At 60.7% G+C, this 15597-nt stretch carries 12 protein-coding genes; 8 read left to right on the forward strand and 4 right to left on the reverse strand.

What is annotated here, in order from left to right; all coding sequences use genetic code 11:
* Positions 1-174: 174 nt before the first annotated feature.
* Both AC5RUU_RS00005 and AC5RUU_RS00010 read right to left on the reverse strand, forming a co-directional pair.
* A complete protein-coding gene (locus tag AC5RUU_RS00005) occupies positions 175-450 on the reverse strand; it encodes a helix-turn-helix domain-containing protein (RefSeq protein ID WP_493973187.1) in 276 nt (91 codons plus the stop codon).
* Between the two features lie 302 nt (positions 451-752).
* A complete protein-coding gene (locus tag AC5RUU_RS00010; protein ID WP_493973188.1) occupies positions 753-1634 on the reverse strand; it encodes a glycosyltransferase family 2 protein in 882 nt (293 codons plus the stop codon).
* Between the two features lie 164 nt (positions 1635-1798).
* Here AC5RUU_RS00010 and AC5RUU_RS00015 point away from each other — a divergent pair, with 164 nt between their 5' ends.
* The 7 genes from AC5RUU_RS00015 to AC5RUU_RS00045 all read left to right on the forward strand — a co-directional run bounded on the left by AC5RUU_RS00015 (position 1799) and on the right by AC5RUU_RS00045 (position 10644).
* Positions 1799-2563 carry a glycosyltransferase gene (locus AC5RUU_RS00015; RefSeq protein WP_493973189.1) on the forward strand — a complete coding sequence of 255 codons (765 nt, stop codon included), beginning with the start codon at positions 1799-1801 and terminating at the stop codon, positions 2561-2563.
* Positions 2563-3498 (forward strand): glycosyltransferase, encoded by a 936-nt coding sequence (locus AC5RUU_RS00020; RefSeq protein ID WP_493973190.1) that lies wholly within the window; start codon positions 2563-2565, stop codon positions 3496-3498. The genes AC5RUU_RS00015 and AC5RUU_RS00020 overlap by 1 nt, the downstream gene beginning before the upstream one ends.
* A gap of 55 nt (positions 3499-3553) precedes the next feature.
* On the forward strand, positions 3554-4597 hold the full coding sequence (locus tag AC5RUU_RS00025) for a hypothetical protein (protein ID WP_493973191.1): 1044 nt from the start codon (positions 3554-3556) through the stop codon (positions 4595-4597).
* A 27-nt stretch (positions 4598-4624) separates the two neighbouring features.
* Positions 4625-5857 carry a lipopolysaccharide biosynthesis protein gene (locus AC5RUU_RS00030; RefSeq protein WP_493973192.1) on the forward strand — a complete coding sequence of 411 codons (1233 nt, stop codon included), beginning with the start codon at positions 4625-4627 and terminating at the stop codon, positions 5855-5857.
* Between the two features lie 5 nt (positions 5858-5862).
* Complete coding sequence (locus tag AC5RUU_RS00035; RefSeq protein WP_493973665.1) at positions 5863-7827, forward strand: DUF6541 family protein; 1965 nt, start codon at positions 5863-5865, stop codon at positions 7825-7827.
* 67 nt (positions 7828-7894) lie between these two features.
* On the forward strand, positions 7895-8959 hold the full coding sequence (locus tag AC5RUU_RS00040; RefSeq protein WP_493973193.1) for a substrate-binding domain-containing protein: 1065 nt from the start codon (positions 7895-7897) through the stop codon (positions 8957-8959).
* On the forward strand, positions 8956-10644 hold the full coding sequence (locus AC5RUU_RS00045; RefSeq protein WP_493973194.1) for a DUF2142 domain-containing protein: 1689 nt from the start codon (positions 8956-8958) through the stop codon (positions 10642-10644). Before AC5RUU_RS00040 ends, AC5RUU_RS00045 begins: the two co-directional genes overlap by 4 nt.
* 901 nt (positions 10645-11545) lie before the next feature.
* Here AC5RUU_RS00045 and AC5RUU_RS00050 read toward each other — a convergent pair.
* The gene (locus AC5RUU_RS00050) at positions 11546-12028 is read right to left on the reverse strand and encodes a GtrA family protein (protein WP_493973195.1); all 483 of its coding nucleotides are present in this window, start codon (positions 12026-12028) and stop codon (positions 11546-11548) included.
* A gap of 74 nt (positions 12029-12102) precedes the next feature.
* Between AC5RUU_RS00050 and AC5RUU_RS00055 the strand changes: the two genes are divergently transcribed.
* Positions 12103-13698, forward strand: a complete 1596-nt coding sequence (locus tag AC5RUU_RS00055) for a DUF2142 domain-containing protein (protein ID WP_493973196.1) — start codon at positions 12103-12105, stop codon at positions 13696-13698.
* 1 nt (position 13699) lies between these two features.
* Here AC5RUU_RS00055 and AC5RUU_RS00060 read toward each other — a convergent pair whose 3' ends face one another.
* The gene (locus AC5RUU_RS00060; RefSeq protein ID WP_493973197.1) at positions 13700-15553 is read right to left on the reverse strand and encodes a glycosyltransferase; all 1854 of its coding nucleotides are present in this window, start codon (positions 15551-15553) and stop codon (positions 13700-13702) included.
* Positions 15554-15597: the final 44 nt, after the last annotated feature.

The raw sequence follows: 15597 nt of genomic DNA on the forward strand, positions 1-15597 counted from the left end.
AACGGGCATGGTTCTCCATGAAGATTTCAGTGACCGCGTCCTTTAGTGCTGCTTGCGGGTCGGGAGTCTGGAGTCGGCTCTGGTGATAGAAGTAGGTGGACCGGGCCAGTCCGGCAACGTCCAGAAGTACATCCAGCCGGTGTTCGGCCTTGAGAGCGATGACGGCACGGGCCTTTAGCGCCGCCCCTCGTCCCTCAAGGCCTGCACTTTTCCCAAGAAGGCCACCTCTGCCCTCAGACGCTCGTTCTCGCGGCGCAGACGCTGCAGCTCTGATTCAGGCTTCGCGGGAGCAGCAAGGCTTGATTTGGGACGGCCTTTCGGTTTCGGGCGCAGGCCTTCCTGGCCCTCATCCCTGTATTGCTGAGCCCACTTCTCCAGCAAACGCGGAGATGACAAATCAAGTTCCTTCGCCAACGCAACCTTGTTCTCGCCTGAAAGGAAACGCTGCACGGCCTCAAGCTGAAATCAAACGAAAACAACCGCTTGGTTGGCTTGGTCACCAGTGCCGTACCTCCACGAACCCGCCATCGCTCGTACAGCCTACGGACCGGACCTTTGTCCACTCCAAGTCGCGCTGCCGCCGCCTTAGCTCCCCAACCAGCATCAAACAAAGATACCGCCGCCTCGCGCTGCTCCGCTGATAGCGAACTGTCCTCACGCATAAAACTGCTCCCCGAAAACCGGAACTGAATTTCTCAGTCCAACTTTCGGGGAGCAGTTCAGTTCAGGGCGTCCCTTTTCTTTCCAGTGGACTAGCTCACGATGTGCTTGGCCAGCCGGGGCAGCGAATCGAACTTGCCTTTTTGGACTGACTTCAGGATCAAGGAAGCGGCGTTCAGCCGCGACGTCGTGTGAAAACTTGCGGCTCGCGCCGCACCCTTCCAGCCCAGGCGGCTGAAGCGCTCGGCCTGCTGCTGGAAAAACCGCCGCTCCTCATCAAAGCGCCTGCCGTCCAATGCCCTCACCGACGAATCCGATGCCGAGTGCCGGCGATAAAGGAACGCCAGCACGGGATCGACAATCATGGAACCGTGTTCGGCCGCGATATCCAGCAGGAGGGCGAGATCCTGGACCACGTCCAGTCCTTCAGTGAAGCCAATACGCTTGACGGTTTCAGAGCGCCATGCGAGTGAAGGGAAATAAGCCCAGTCCGCGCGGACGAGGCTGGTTGCCATCACCTCACCCTTCAGTTCGATGCGCTCACTCGTTTTTGGGGCGTACACCTTTTTCACAGCATCGACGAGGGGCGTGCAGGCGATGCCCTGTTCGTCGATCACCTGGACGCCTGGCTGGACCACGTCGGCATTTGGATACTCCTCAAAGGCGCTCACCACCACGTCCAAGTAATTTGGGAGCATGATGTCGTCGGCGCCCATGATGACCACATAGGGCGCTTCAACCAGGGTCAGTGCCTTGCGGTAGTTACCGTTGGCACCAAGATTGTTCTCGTTTTTCAGGTAGGTGACGCGGGAGTCGGTGATAGTCGAGAACCAGCGTTCAGGCTCGGGATCCGGATAGCCGTCGTCGATGACAACAAGCCGCCAGTCCTGGTTCTCCTGATTCATCACGCTGCGGGCGGCGAGCTTCATTTGATGGACATCGCCGTAGTACGGCAACATTACGTCAACGGTCATGGACCTGAGGTTCCTTCCGTGGTTTCCGCTCGAAGAGCTCGGCGGCTGCATCCACTCGATTATAGTTGACCAGCACCGCGTCCTTCCCGGCAGGCGCAGCTTGCTAGACTGCTTGGGACCTGCCCGCCCCGCTGGCACCGCCCGGAGGCACGAGGAGAAAACTTATGGAGCCCGCAACCGCCCCGAAGCCACGCGTCAGCGTGTGCATGGCGGCGTACAATGGCGCCCGCCACATCAAAGAGCAGATTGACTCGATACTGACGGAAATCGGCCGCCACGACGAGCTGATAATCGTCAATGACTGTTCCACTGATGAGACGCCGGCCATTGTTGCTGGAATTAACGATCCACGGATCCGCCTAATCCTGGCCGAGCGCAATAACGGCTACGTTCGTACTTTCGAATGGGCCCTCAGCGAGGCCCGCGGAGAGTTCATCTTCCTTTCCGACCAGGACGACGTGTGGCTGCCGGGCCGGGTAGAACGCATGATTTCGGCCATGGGCGGCAAGGACATGGCGGTCAGCAACTGCAAGCACTTTGATGGGCCCCTGGGAGCCTTTCACGAGATCCGACTTCGGCCGGAAGATTCATCGCACTCTGTCCGCAACATTCTCGGTATCGTAATTGGCTATCGCCTGCATTGGGGCTGCGCCATGGCGATCCGGCATAGGCTCCTCAAGCAGGTGTTGCCTTTCCCCTCCTACATGAATGAGTCCCACGACCAGTGGCTGGCCACTGTGGGAAATGTCAACCGCTCCATCGTCTACATGGAAGAAGACACCATCCTGCATCGGTTGCACGGTGAAAACCTGACCCCGCACGGCATACGTTCCGCATCGAAGATCCTGAAGGCGCGGGTCGTCTTCCTCCGAAACGTCTACGAGGCGGTCCGGCGGGCACGTCGGGCAACTCGGGCCAGGGCAGCCTGATGGGGTCTGAAGAGCTGGGAACATCCGGGCCGAGCCGGGACGTGTGCGGAGTTGTTTCGGCCTTTAACCCCGGACCCGAAAACGTAGCGAACGTCACATGGCTCCTCGACTTCGTGGAACACGTCGTTGTCGTTGACGACGGTTCGCCCAACGACGTCTCCCAGGCACTGGAGGAGATGGAGCGGGCAGGTGCTGTCGTCGTCAGGCTCGGCACCAACTCCGGGATTGCCAGGGCACTCAACGTTGGAATCAAGGAAGCAATCGACCGGTGGGATCCCGAGTGGATCGTGACCATGGACCAGGACTCGCGGTTCACCGGCGACTACGTGGCCTCTGCCCTGGCAACGGCGCAAAGCTCCCAGGAGCCGGACAGCGTAGGCATGGTCTGCGCCGAATCGCACAACAACATTCCCCTGCCAACGTGGGGCAGCCCGGAAGAACCCCAAATTTTTGACCCGATGACCAGTGGCACCCTGGTGCGTACCAGCTCGTTCAAGGCGATTGGCTTCTTTGACGAAGGCTTCTTCATCGATTGCGTGGATTCAGAATTCAACGCCCGTCTCCGGGAACGGGGACTGCGCGCCCTGGCTGGAAGGGGCTGCAACCTGGAGCACAGCCTGGGAAACGCACGTCCCATGAAAATTCTCGGATGGCACGCACGGGTGGGCTCAAAAAAACTTTACGTGTACTACCACGCACCATTCCGGGTTTACTACATCACACGCAACTCATTGATTCTCGCCCGCCGGTACGCCCTAAAACAGCCCGCATGGGTCCTTCGCCGGATTTACATGGAGATCCAAAGCCACGTGGTGCGGTTCGGGTTTGGCCCCAACCGGAAGAAACATCTCCTTGCCGCTACAGCCGGCATTCGTGATGCTTTCCGCCAAAAGATGGGCAAGATAGACGAGTCCCTCGCCGCCCGCCTGCGTTAGCAAATTTCATTATTCAGCAGTTGCCTATGGCCCGGCCGAGATCGAAAGACCAGTCATGACCACCACTTCAGGAACAATCTTCGTCCTCTACCACAGGGGGTTGAGGACCGGGGGCCCCGAAGCCCTTCACCAGCTCGTAGATATGCTGCGGGAGCTTGGGCAGGATGCCTACCTTGTCCCGCATCCCCACACCACGCACAATTCGCGGGTCGAGCAGTACAACGGCTACAACGCTCCCGAGGCTCCTGAAATTGTGGATGCGCCGGAGAACGTAGTTGTTTATCCCGAGACTTACGTTTATGAGATGTCGAAGGTAAAACTGGCGCGGCGCATGTGCTGGTGGCTGAGCATCGATAATTCCCTGACGTTCATGGCGGAACGGATGTGGCAGCGTAACACCGCCGGGCTGGTGGAAAAGGCCAAAGAAAGCGCATTTCCATACGCACGGATGTGGAAAAACCGGGTCAACCCCGGGATGCTCCGAAAGGACCGGGATGTGGTCCACCTGGTTCAGTCATCCTATGCGTGGGCCTTCATTGCCACACGCCTGGATGTAGTGCCGTCACTCCTATCCGACTACACACCGAATGCTGAGTTCCAGGGCTCGCCTAAGCCTGCGCGCAACCGGCAGCTTGTAACCTACAATCCCGCCAAGGGCGGCCATCTCATTGAGGCCGTCCAGGCCCAATGCCCGTCATCCATTGAGTGGCGCCCCATTGCCGGCATGACAAGGTCCGAGGTGGTTGCCACCCTCCAGGGTTGCGGCGTTTACCTGGATCTGGGCCACCACCCCGGCAAGGACCGCATGCCCCGCGAGGCTGCGCTGTCTGGTGCACTCACCGTCGTGGCGCGCCGCGGTTCAGGCGCCTTCTACGCGGATGTCCCTGTCCCGTGGGAACATAAAGTCACCCCTGGTCACGACGAAGTGCCCACAGCTGCAGCTATGCTTCCGCAACTCATCAACAACTTTGACGCCGAGGTTGCTAAGCAGGACAGCTACCGGGCCGCTATCCTCAATGAGCGTTCCAGGTTCAAGAGCGAAGTCGAGGATGTTTTTGTCAGGGGTCGGCTTGGCAAGGACGCCTATGACTACCTGTAGCGCGTGCCCCAAGCCAGGGGGAACGGCATGATCAAAAGGATCGCAGCGTTTGCCGGGCTGCCGCTGCTCGCTTCCCTGGCATCGTTCATCCTCCTGCCGATCATTGCGCACGTCGGCGGAACCCCGGCCTGGAATTCCTTGGCTGTGGGCCAGGCAGTTGGGTCAATCGCCGCCATTGTCATAGCACTGGGATGGCCCCTCACGGGACCAGCCGCTGTGGCATCAGCGCCGGAAGAGCATATACGACGGCGGCATTACGCCGTCAGCTTCGTCACCCGTTCGTTCATGTTCGTTTGCGCAGTGCCCCTCATGGCGGTTGCCCTGACGTTCACGAGCGGCAGCAACCAGTTTTGGGTGGCCTTCCTGATGGCGTGTGCCCAGGGTGCCGCAGGCCTGACTCCGGCCTGGTACTGCATCGCAACCGGACATGCCGGCCGGATAGCGAAGTACGATGTCGTGCCGCGTATGATCGCCACCCTTGGCGTGATTCCGCTGTTGTTTGCTACGGGCCAGATGTACATCTACCCACTCGCTTTGCTGGTGCTTGGACTCGCCGGTACCCTCTGGTTCAACAAAGACCATTCCAGCCGGCAGGATTTCGCGGGGCTCACCCTGCCGACCGTGCTGAAGGAAATCTGGGGGCTTCGAGCCGGAGCAGGCATCACCGTTGCCGCCGGGGCGTACGCCTCCACGCCTGTGCTGGTGGTGCAGTTCGCGGCTTCAGCTGGCGGCCTGGCCGCATTCGTGTCAGCCGAAAAGTTCTACCGCATCGGGCAACTTGCCACTGCCGCCCTGGGCAACAGCCTCCAGGGCTGGGTCAGCGAGTTCGGCACCGACCACAGGCACCGGCGGAAGTTCTCCCTGATGGCCCTCACGGGACTAGGCCTTGCAGGCTGGCTGATTCTGGCACTGCTCGGTCCGTGGACCAGTGAACGGCTGTTCGGGTCGGAGCGGGCGGCTGACTTCTGGACGTGTTTCTGGTTTGGCCTGTCGTTCCTGCTTGTCTGCGTGACAACGTCCACTGGCGCGCATTGGCTTGTGCCCGCAAAGCGGATGCGCGTTGTGTTCTCCAGCACCATCACCGGTGCTGTGGTGGGCCTGCCCGCCATGATCATCCTTTCAGGCTTGATGGGTGGCCAGGGCGGAGCCCTTGGGCTGGCGATCGGTGAGATAGCAGTCACAGCCATCCAGATCCGCGCGATCCTGCAACTTCTTCGGGATAAGGCGCCGCAGGACAGGACCGAGGAAGTACCTTCGTGAGCTGGATGGGTATCCTTCCCGCGGTCATAGTGGCAATCCTCCTGCTATATATCCCCGGTGCTGTTATCGCCGTTTGCCTCAAGTTCCGCTTGGGCAGCGTTCTCGGCCTCGCGCCCCTTCATTCGACGGCGGCTGCCGGACTCGCCGGAGTGCTTGCCGGGGTTCTGGGCATCCCCTGGGGCGTTCTTCCGTTCATCGTCGTCGCCCTGTTGCTCGCCGGGGCCGCCCTGCTGATCACGCGCGGGATTCGCTGGCGAGTAGCGGGTGCTCCGCCGTGGCGGCAGTGCCTGCCTTTCGCCGCCGTGGCGCTCGCTACTGTCCCTATCACCTGGCGCTTCATCCAGTTGGTCGGCTCGCCCGAGCACCCTTCCCAGGTTTTCGATAACGTCTTCCACCTGAACGCCATCCGGTACATCCTGGACACGGGAAACGCCTCGTCCTTAACCCTCGCGTCGCTTCAGGGGGTGTCCGGTCTCGATGCTGTATATCCTGCCGCGTGGCACTCTTTCGCCGCCCTTGTGGTGCAGCTGACCGCCGTCGACATTGCAACGTCCCAAAACGTGCTCAACCTGGTCCTCGCAGCTGTACTGTGGCCGGCCTCCTGTCTGTTCCTCGTTGCCAAGACAATCTCGCGCCGGCCTGCCGCCCTCCTTGTCGCTGCCGTCGTCGCGGCCACCCAAGTGGCCTTCCCGTTCCTCATGATCGTCTGGGGCCCGCTGTTTCCATATGCGCTGGCGGTTAGCATGATGCCCGCGGTCATAACTTCCCTGGCAGCGGTGGCCCGGGTTGGGCGTACGCGGACGGACCCGCTGCGCAGCTGGGTCGCCTCACTGCTGCTCGCGCTGGCAGGACTTGCCTTCGCCCACACGAGTTCAATCAACACCACTATTGCGGTAAGTTTCCCAATCGTGGGGCTGGTCTGGTGGCGTCTTGCGAGGAACACCAGATTCCAGGCAAGCGCCGTGCGGTCGTGGCTTTTCATCGGCGGGACCCTGTTTGCCCTTGTAGTGGCAGCAGCGTTCTGGTTGAAATTGCGTCCTGCGCCCTACGATAACTGGGGTCCTTCTGTTAAGCCGGGTGCGGCCGTCGGGGAGATCCTCACAGTCAGTCCCATGCAATCTGCCATACCGGCGCTCGTCGTTGCCGTCCTTTCCGTCGCCGGTTTGCTGACGGTGTTTCGACGGCGGAGGCTGCGCTGGATAGCGGCATGTTACGGCGTGGTTGGCGGGCTGTATGTGGTGGCCGCGTCGTTTCCCAAGGGCGCACTGCGAGATGCACTGGTGGGCACCTGGTACCAGGACACCTACCGGCTGGCTGCCCTCCTCCCGCTGTTCGCAACACCCCTGGCCGTCGTGGGCGGTTTGCGTCTCTGGGATTCCTGGCGGGCCTCTACCGTCGCAATCCGCATGCAGGGCGGCCTGGAGCGTCGCTTCCGCAGGCTGGCGGACTGTGGCGCAGTGGCCCTGGCCGCCATCACTGCAGCTGTTTTCACGGTGCTGGCGACATTCGCCGGGCCGGTCACGCACTATATCGGCGGCGCATCCACTGTGTACCGGTTCGACGCGGCTTCCGAGTTGCTGACTCCGGATGAACTTGCACTCTTGAAACGCCTCCCAAATCACGTTCCCGCCGATGCCGTCATTGCCGATAACCCCTGGAACGGCAGTTCCCTTGCGTACGCTTACAGCGGTCGGCGCGTCTTGACGGCCCATCTGTTTGCGGAAAAAGACCAGGACGCAACACTCATTGACGAACGCCTCAAGGATGGGCCGAACGATGCCCGTGTCTGTGCCGCGCTAAGGAGCAAAAACGTTCAATACGTGTTGGATTTCGGAAGCCGGTATCTGATAGATCTGCCTGGTTCCCGGGAATATCCCGGTGTCACGGACATCGGTGAAGTCCTTGGTCTGACCCTTGTGGATTCGCAAGGCGAAGCGGCACGCCTGTACAAAATCTCAACATGCATATAACAAGCCCCCGCCACTGCCCAACGTTCACCTGCCCATACTTTCTTTGTACGGGCACTAGGCTGGAGAGGTGATTCCCGTTTCTCGCCGAGCAAAACTAAGGACTGCGGTCTTGTTGTCGGGACTCCTGTCCCTGTCTGCATGTGCCGCCACTCCCCCAGGCACCGTTCAAGGTGCCCTTACTGGAATCGGCAGCAACGCCGCCCAAGGGGCTGTCAGCGCATGGGGTCTGGCTTGGGGCAGCGCAGTCAAAGGCACTTCGGTGAGCTATTCTCCCGATGGCGCGGCACCGGGGCTCAAAGCCTTCCAGGACGGCCAGGCACATTTCGCGGTGGGTTCGGCACCCCTTTCCGATCAGGAAGCCGCAGCTGTGCGGGGATTGTGCACATCTGACGGCGCCGTATCGGTGGCTGCAGGCGTTTTACCGGTGGGTGTTGCCGTCAAAATCAAAGGCGTCAATGACATTGTGCTGGATGCCCCCAGCCTCGCTGCAATCCTGCAGGGCGAGGTCACGCGCTGGAACGATCCGCGCCTCCTCGCCCTGAACCCCGGGTCGGCATTGCCCGACCTCGAAATCACCGTCATCGCGCCGGAGGGTCCGTCGGATACGGTCCGTCCAGTAAACGATTACCTTGGCCGGGAAGCTGGCACTGACTGGGAACCTGACGCGCCGGACCGCTGGCCGTCCACCGTCGAAGGACAAGTTTCGTCCTCGCAGCTGGACCTCGCCGACAAACTGGACGGTACAAATGGCGGGCTTTCCATCCTCGATGGAAGCATCATCGGCAACAGGTTTACCCCTGCGCAGCTCGTCTTTGATGGCAAGCCCAGGAGGCTTCAGGCGTCCTCTGTCGTCGACGCCGTCACTACTGGTGACGTCAGTTCTTCCCCGCGCAGCGTGGTCCAGAGCCTCGACGGGCGCTCCGGCTATGCACTGGGCACTGTGATCTACGTACATATGTGCCGGGAGTACTCCGAACCAGCCTTGACCGGACTGAGCCGGTCGTTGGGCGATAGCCTCCTCAGCGAAGACGCGCAGAAGAACGCGAATGCATTTGCCTTCGTCATGTCACCAAGCAAGACGGCGGTAAGCGAAGGACGTGCACTGATTGGCACCAACGGAGACGGACAATGACCCTTTTCTTCAATAACGTCCGCCGCGGCCTTCCACGTCCACTGCCGACGTTCGGGCTCCTTGCCACGATCTTTGCCCTGCTGTTCGGCCTATGGTCGATGGCCACCCCACTCATGGGTGCGCCCGACGAACCGGCGCACACCATCAAGGCTGCTGCGGTAGTCCGGGGCCAGGTTCTTGTCGAGGAAGGCACCTCCTTTGGTCATGGCGTCCATGTCCGGGTCCCCAACTACATCGCCAGCCTCCACGCCCAAAGCTGCTATAAATTCAATCGTGCCCAGGCAGCTGACTGCGCAGCTCCGGTCTATGCGGACGATACATTCACAAACATCGGCGTGACCTCCGCGGGGTCGTACAACCCGATGTACTACTGGGTGGTCGGACTCCCCACCCTCTTCATGTCCGGTGCCCCTGCCATTTATGCCATGAGGCTGGTCAGCGCCTTGCTGTGCGCGCTGTTTTTCGCGGCCGGGTTCACTGCCCTGACCGAACTGAGACGGCCGAAGTATCCGGTCCTCGTGGCTGCGTTGACCATGACACCGATGATCCTGTTCCTCGGAGGAGGCATCAACCCCAACTCGCTGGAAATTGCGGCCACAATGGCGGCGTTCGCGGGATTCGTCGTCGTCCTGGATAACTGGCGCAATACCAGACGGGTGCTGCCTGCACTTGCAACAGTCGTAGCGGCCACCGTGGTACTGGCAAATGCCCGGCAAATTTCCCTCGTGTGGCTGCTTTGTGCCCTGATCGTCGGCGTATGTTCGTTCCGGCTCCGCCGCACGATGGCAGTGTTCAAGGACAGAAGGGTTCTGACAGCTGTCGGTTTGGCTGTCCCTGGCGCGTTGCTGGGGCTCCTGTGGATGTACGTCGCAGCCAACGGGCCGGCGAATGTCGGAGTGGCTCCCGAAGGAATTGCGAATCCCCGTCCGGACGCCCCTCTGTACCGGGGCTTCATGATCATGCTGGACCGGACCTACGACTTCTTCCCGCAGTACATCGGCACCATGGGATGGCTGGACACACCAGCGCCGGAACTGGTCACGCTCGTTTGGGGCGGCCTCATGGTCGCTGCCTTAATCATCCCCTTCTGTGTCCGCCCCCTCCGCAACTGGACCGGTTACTGGGTGGCCTTGGCCATGCTCTACCTGGTCCCCGCACTGCTGCAAACCGCCCTGTGGCGCGGCATGGGGTTCATTTGGCAGGGACGGTACACACTGCCGCTCGTCGTCGTCCTCTTCATCAGCGTTGGACTGGGTTTGCGGAAGCTTCGATTCCCCACCAGCCCGGTTGCGGTGCACATTTCACGGGTGTTGTTCTGGCTGGTTGTGTTTTGCCACACCCTGACGTTTGTCTACGTTCTGCGACGCTACGTCGTGGGCATCAGCGAGATCGCCAACTGGCAAACGCTGTTTTCGTCTCCCGACTGGCAGCCACCCCTCGGCTGGTTTGCCTTGACTGTCGCCTATCTGCTCGTGACAGCCACCGGGGTTCTGCTCCTGTTCCGGTACCTCCACCGGGGCCAGCCGCTCATTGACCGGACCAGCGGTCGTGGCGGTCACCTATGGAAAACGCCCGAACAGCGGCAAACCCTGCCGGAAACTGCCGCGAGCACAGAGGCTGAGCCAAATCCCGGTGACCGCGTTGCTTCAGGTTCCGGGCTCCCGGCGGGCCAGGGTCAGTCCTAGGGGCGTGTCTCCTAAAGCTGCCAGCCAGATGCTGACTGCTCTGAGGACAGCTCCGCCCCGGTAGGTCAGGGCGAGTTGTCGTAGCCCGTGGCCGAGGCATGCCATTGCTTGTAAATGTCGAAGTTGCGTTCGACGACGTTTCGGCCGGACTCGCTCCGGGCGGGTCGGGGGCCCTGCCCAAACCTGCCCGGTTAATCTTCGTGTAATTCGACCGGGCCCCCTGCGGTGCGGCGAAGGTTGGTGCCGTGCTGGTGGGCGCGGTCTACCGTCGAGTCCACTGATATCAACCGCTCCCCTTCACCCCGCACATCCGCCACCGTCAGCAGCCCGGCCAGGACCCTGTCCCGAGTTCCATCACCGCTATAGCGGCGGTGCCGCTTCCAAATCGTCTGCCACGAACCAAACTCGGACGGCCACATCCCGTCAAGCGATCCCTCACCGGTACCGGTAAATGATGCCTTCGATCACCCGGCGGTCGTCCCGGAAGGGACGACCGCGACGGCCAGCAGACGACGGCAGCAACGGCTCAATGCGGGCCACTGCCCATTAGCCAAATAAGAAGTACGCGACACCCATCAAGCATCTCGGAGAGAGGACGAGGATTAGGAGACGCGCCCGTGAGGCAGGTGCCACAGGCGCACCCAGGAACAGAGCGATGGGTGAAGGCATCCGGCACGACCAGCAGTTCGCAAATAAGTCACGGCCGGGCCTGGAATTCTGTCGGCTGGTCCCGGGCGCTGGATGCCCATCCCTGTAAGGCCGTAGTCCGGTTTGGGTAGCGTCCGACGCGACCGCGGGCGTAACCGTAACTGGTATTTGGGCGGGCGCCTCCCTACGGTTGCCGTAGGAAGCAAAACCATGCCACTGAACTGGCGCAAGTCCCCCGGCAGGACCAAGCCTCTCAGGCCGGCAGGCTGCTATTGTCGGGAGTCCGCTTGAAGATCCAGTGACGGTAAAGAAGGTAATTCCAGACCGTTGTCATGACCGTGGCCGTCGCCTTACCGATGATGTATGACCACCCAAGCGCGTCGAAGCCTGTGACGACCAAATCGATGACCGCGATGTTTACGAGCACCAACAGGATGTATTTAGCGGCGCTGACGCTGCCCTTGTTAGTGGCGCGGAAGGTGAACATGCGCTGCAGCAGGAAATTGAAGACCAGGCTGACGATGAATGCGATGGGTGTTGCAACCCAAAGGGCTACACCAAAAACTTCATGAAGCAGGGCCAGGATCCCCAGGTCGAGCGCAAAAGAAAGGCCGCCGACAAACAGGAACCGCACAACAGCGTTTTCATATAAGCCAATAGCGAGCCCGGGGACTGCAGGGGGCGCATCAACGGGGGGTCCTGGGGACGACGATGCACGAGAAATCGAACTGCGCATCGTTATTTATCCTCCCCAGAAGCTGGAGCGCACGGATTTAAACTGCGAGCGTCCAAAGTATGGTTAAACCTATCATGCAAAATTCCATTAGCCAGTTACGGCCGCCGTCAGTGAGATCTTTCAGGCGGGACGACAGCCGCCCGTCACCGCTCCGCGTGCTGTTAGTTTCCTGGATACTGTTCGGCTGCATCGGGACCCTTTGGAGCTTCGCGTCACCCCTGATGTCGATCCCCGACGAAGCCGCTCACACGATAAAGGCCGCTGCCGTAGCCCGGGGTCAACTGAGCGGCAACAGCCAAGGGGGCCAAGGTGAACCCGTATCGGTTTCAGTGCCCGGCTATATCGCCCACCTCAACGAATACAACTGCTTCGCTACAAGGCCGAGCGTCACACCTGCGTGCTCTCCGGCTATCGACGGGGCTGATCGGGGGCCAACTTCCGCCACAACAACAGCAGGCAACTACAACCCCGTCTACTACGCCGTAGTAGGCCTCGGCAGTCGTGGGTTGACGGGCGAAGTGGCCATATACGCAATGCGACTCATCAGTTCGTGGATGACCGCGTTCTTTCTGGCGGCCACCTTTTGCGCAGCCACTTCATTTCGAAGATTCCAGATGCCAACGATTGCCGCAGCTGTAGCCCTAACCCCTGCAGTGTTTTTCCTCACCGGCGCCGTCAACCCAAATGCCTTGGAAATCGCCTCTACTGCGGCCTTTTTCATGAATCTGTGTCTCATTCTTGAACAATCCTCCCGGCAACGGCCAACGACGCTCAATGTAGCCGCCATGACCGCAGCCGGAGTATTGCTGGCCAATACCAGGCCACTCTCACTGGTGTGGCTGTGTCTGGCAGCTGTTGCGGCAGCTCTCACCAGCAGTATTCCTGCGCTGGTACGGACCCTGAAAAACAGATCATTCCAAGTGAGCATTCTCTTGGTGGGCATGTCGAGCCTTTTCTCAATCTGGTGGACGCTGAGCGCGCGCAGTTTCGACAGTCTTTTCTCCGTCACTCCGCCCATCCCAAAAGAGGAAGCTGCGCTGCTGATGCTCGAACGCACTGTCGGGTACATGCGCGAATATGTGGGGGTTCTGGGCTCCCTGGATACTGCACCACCGATAGACGTGGTTTATGCGTGGGTGCTGGGGTACGGCTCTATCTTGTTCCTGTCGTTCACTGCCAGGCCAGTTCGGGGAAGGTGGTCCGTTGGGCTTCTGGCAACCTCTGTAATCCTGATTCCGGTTCTCCTTCAGGCCGGCAGCAGCGAAAGCCTGGGATGGATCTGGCAGGGCCGCTATGCGCTGGCCATTGTAGTGACACTGATTCTGGCTTCGGGACTTGCTCTTCGTTTTCACTCCTGGCGACTGGGGCCGGTGATGAGGTCCAGAATCCGTTTGGGCATTGTCTTAGGGATTGCAGCTCACACGTATCTTATGGCTGAAGGCCTTCGCCGGTACACGGTGGGTGACCACGGCGACCACGTCAACTGGACCGAGATGTTCCAGCCTGAGTGGCAGCCTCCGGGCACCTGGCAGGTCCTCGCACTTGCCTATCTCCTGCTGCTGACAGTGAGTGGTGTATGCCTTTACCGTCTGTTGACAGCGCCCCGGCCCCTGCCGGGGACCCTGGCAGGGGCTGCCCGGACCAGCCAGACGGCCGCGCACACCGTTTAGGCTAGCTGGAAGCTGCAGCGCTCCTGGCGGCAGGGCCACCTGGGTGGCCCTGCCCGGGGGCAGCAGCCTCGAAGGTTCTGCGCCAGGCCTCCATCGACACCAGGGCCGGCAGTGCCGATTTGTACTCCTCGGCCAGGGCATCCCACTCTTTGTAAAGCCGTGCATGCTGACTAGCTGACTGCTTGAGCATCGCCCTGAGTTTTGCGGGATCGCGCTTGTACCAGGAAGCCGCGGTTCCCTCAGCATTTGAAACCACCACGGAATCGTAGTGTGCAATCCGGAACCAGCGGTTATCAATGTGGGCAAGATACGCCTGTGGACGTGCCAAGGACTCCGGGGACGGCCGCCTCAGTAGTTGCCTGGCCACTGTGGCCATGCCCCACTGGACCATATCCTTCTTCGCCGGCATCTGGATGTCCGCGGAGGACGACAAGCCCGCACCGAGTACGGGAGCCGGAAATTCGTCCACGTCCTCAAGCATCTGAGCATCCGAATATGCACCGCGACGGACCAGGATCTCGGAAAGCTTAGTGGGCAACGACGGATGAAGATGCCCGGGGCCGGACAGCAGGTCCACGCGGGCGTTCAGCCTGTTGTGCACCGTGAAGTACTGAAGCGAGACGAGGTGCTTAACGTCTTCCTGGAAAGACTCGCGAAGAACATTGCCGCCCTTGGGGTGGGGACTGTGCAGCAGCGCAGTGATGAGCCGGTTGCGGTTGTGGAAGTACGCCTGCCATCCGACAAGGTCGTCTTTGTCAATCCACGAAATGTGCCATAGCGCCGAACCGGGGAGGGATACAGTCCGGAACCCTGCGGCACGGGCACGCAAGCCGTACTCCGAGTCATCCCACTTGATGAACAGGGGCAGCGGTAGACCCACCCGGCGAATCACTGAGGTGGGGATCATGCACATCCACCACCCGTTGTAGTCAACATCAAAACGCCGGTGCAGCCATGGCGTCTGCCGGAGGTTGGATACGCTGAAGTCGTGCCGCATCTGCATGTCCCGGTGCGGCTGGCTCGGCGAGAAGCGGCGGGAATCGATTGTTTCGCCCATCGAGTACAGCGTGCTTCTGCTGTACAGGTCGAACATGTGCCCGCCGACGATCGTGGGACTCTTGCACCGGCCGGAGAATGCCATCATCCGCATGATGCTCTCCGGTTCCATGACCACGTCGTCATCCAGTAAGAGGACGTAGTCGCTGCCGTTTTCCACGCCCTCGTACATTCCACGGGCGAACCCCCCGGAGCCTCCCAGATTCGCCTGGTTGATCACCCGGAGCTTCGGACCCAGTAGGGCCGCAACTTCCGCGAAGCCCGGCTGGTCAACAACCTTCCGGGAGCCCTGGTCAACAATGATCACTTCTTTCGCGAGATCCAGTGCATCGGAGTGGCCCGCGAGAGTCCGGACGTTGGCCAGGCAGAAGTCCGGCTTGTCCATGGTCGTAATCTGGATTGTGGCTTTTTCCCCGCTGCGAAGCGGCGGAGGACCTTCCCAGCGCGCCTGCTTCAGGATGAGATCTCCGGCACTGGAGGCAAGATCGAACCAGTACCACCCGCCGTCGCCGAACGGCTTTATGGTCAGCTCAAATTCTGTTCGGGCATCGTTCTCAACCCTGGCCCCGTCCACGCGCTGGATTGTGCCCCGAGCGTTCGACTTGTACACGGTGACAGATCCCCGGCCTGAAGTCTCTACTACGAGGCGGACGTCCCGAAGGTTGGTCCAGCGGCGCCAGTAGCTGGCAGGAAAGGCGTTGAAGTACGTCCCCAATGAGAGTTGCTCACCGGACCGTACCCGAACAGATTGGCGCGACAGCAGGTCGTCTACGTGTACTTCGCGGGTACTGGAACCCACGAGATGCAGTTTTTGTTCAACAGGTTTGGGATTCCTGGCGAATT

It is taken from the genome of Arthrobacter sp. K4-10C (assembly GCF_059090085.1).

Coding starts and splice junctions, on each gene's coding strand:
- AC5RUU_RS00010 (WP_493973188.1), bottom strand. CDS start 1,634: ATGACCGTTGACGTAATGTTGCCGTACTACGGCGATGTCCATCAAATG.
- AC5RUU_RS00020 (WP_493973190.1), top strand. CDS start 2,563: ATGGGGTCTGAAGAGCTGGGAACATCCGGGCCGAGCCGGGACGTGTGC.
- AC5RUU_RS00050 (WP_493973195.1), bottom strand. CDS start 12,028: ATGCGCAGTTCGATTTCTCGTGCATCGTCGTCCCCAGGACCCCCCGTT.
- AC5RUU_RS00055 (WP_493973196.1), top strand. CDS start 12,103: ATGCAAAATTCCATTAGCCAGTTACGGCCGCCGTCAGTGAGATCTTTC.
- AC5RUU_RS00035 (WP_493973665.1), top strand. CDS start 5,863: ATGGGTATCCTTCCCGCGGTCATAGTGGCAATCCTCCTGCTATATATC.
- AC5RUU_RS00025 (WP_493973191.1), top strand. CDS start 3,554: ATGACCACCACTTCAGGAACAATCTTCGTCCTCTACCACAGGGGGTTG.
- AC5RUU_RS00045 (WP_493973194.1), top strand. CDS start 8,956: ATGACCCTTTTCTTCAATAACGTCCGCCGCGGCCTTCCACGTCCACTG.
- AC5RUU_RS00015 (WP_493973189.1), top strand. CDS start 1,799: ATGGAGCCCGCAACCGCCCCGAAGCCACGCGTCAGCGTGTGCATGGCG.
- AC5RUU_RS00030 (WP_493973192.1), top strand. CDS start 4,625: ATGATCAAAAGGATCGCAGCGTTTGCCGGGCTGCCGCTGCTCGCTTCC.